We start from the raw sequence: 1,332 nt of genomic DNA, 5'->3' as shown, positions 1-1,332 counted from the left end.
TCCATGAACGCGCCGCACCGCACTGACGGATTTTTCACTGGGTCGCTGGCCGACCGCGATCCGGAGCTGTTTGGCTCGATCCGCAACGAGCTGGGCCGTCAGCGCGACGAGATCGAGTTGATCGCGTCCGAGAACATCGTCTCTGCCGCCGTGCTCGAGGCGCAGGGCTCGGTGATGACCAACAAATATGCCGAAGGCTATCCGGGCCGTCGCTATTATGGCGGCTGCCAATTTGTGGACGTGGCCGAAGATCTGGCGATCGCGCGGGCCAAGCAGCTGTTTGGCTGCGGGTTTGCGAATGTGCAGCCGAACTCGGGCAGCCAGGCCAACCAGGGCGTGTTCCAGGCGCTCTTGCAGCCCGGTGACACTATCCTTGGCATGTCTCTTGACGCGGGCGGCCACCTGACCCACGGCGCGCGGCCCAACCAGTCGGGCAAGTGGTTCAACGCGGTGCAATACGGCGTGCGCCGGGACACGCTGGACGTGGATTACGACCAGCTCGAAGCGCTGGCGCTGGAACACAAGCCGCAGATGATCATCGCTGGCGGCTCGGCCATCCCGCGCCAGCTCGACTTTGCCCGGTTCCGCGCGATCGCGGACAAGGTGGGGGCGTGGCTTCTGGCGGATGTGGCGCATTTTGCGGGCCTGATCGCGGCGGGCGTCTATCCCAACCCCTTCCCGCATGTGCACGTGGCGACCACGACCACCCACAAGACCCTGCGCGGCCCGCGCGGGGGCATGATCCTGACGGATGACGAGGCGCTGGCCAAAAAGTTCAACTCGGCCATCTTTCCCGGCATTCAGGGCGGGCCGCTGATGCACGTGATCGCCGCCAAGGCCGTGGCCTTCAAAGAGGCGCTGGACCCGTCGTTCAAAATCTACCAGCAGCAGGTGATCGAAAACGCGCAGGCGCTGGCCGACCAGCTGATGCAGGGCGGGCTGGGCACCGTGACGGGCGGGACCGACACCCATGTGATGCTGGTTGATCTGCGGCCCAAAGGGGTCAAGGGCAACGCCACCGAACAGGCGCTGGGGCGGGCACACATCACCTGCAACAAGAACGGCGTGCCGTTTGACGATGAAAAGCCGACGATCACCTCCGGCATCCGGCTGGGCACGCCCGCGGGCACCACGCGGGGCTTTGGCGCGGCCGAGTTCCGGCAGATCGGCGATTGGATCATCGAGGTGGTGGACGGGCTGGCGGCCCATGGGGCGGACGGCAACGGCGCGGTCGAGGCCAAGGTCCGGGCCGAGGTCGCAGACCTCTGCGCCCGCTTCCCTCTCTATCCAAACCTGTAACCCCAGGCACGCTGTCCCAGCATGGGACAGCAA

At 66.0% G+C, this 1,332-nt stretch carries 1 protein-coding gene; it reads left to right on the top strand.

The genetic code is table 11. From position 1 onward, the window contains the following. Positions 1-3: 3 nt before the first annotated feature. Positions 4-1,299 (top strand): serine hydroxymethyltransferase, encoded by a 1,296-nt coding sequence (glyA, locus tag Q1A85_RS22915; RefSeq protein ID WP_299695396.1) that lies wholly within the window; start codon positions 4-6, stop codon positions 1,297-1,299. Positions 1,300-1,332: the final 33 nt, after the last annotated feature.

This window comes from uncultured Tateyamaria sp. (genome assembly GCF_947503385.1).
In the GTDB taxonomy this organism is placed as follows: Bacteria; Pseudomonadota; Alphaproteobacteria; order Rhodobacterales; family Rhodobacteraceae; genus Tateyamaria.
The sequence above is the reverse complement of the archived record's forward strand: the minus strand, read 5'-3'. Positions and strand labels throughout refer to the sequence as shown.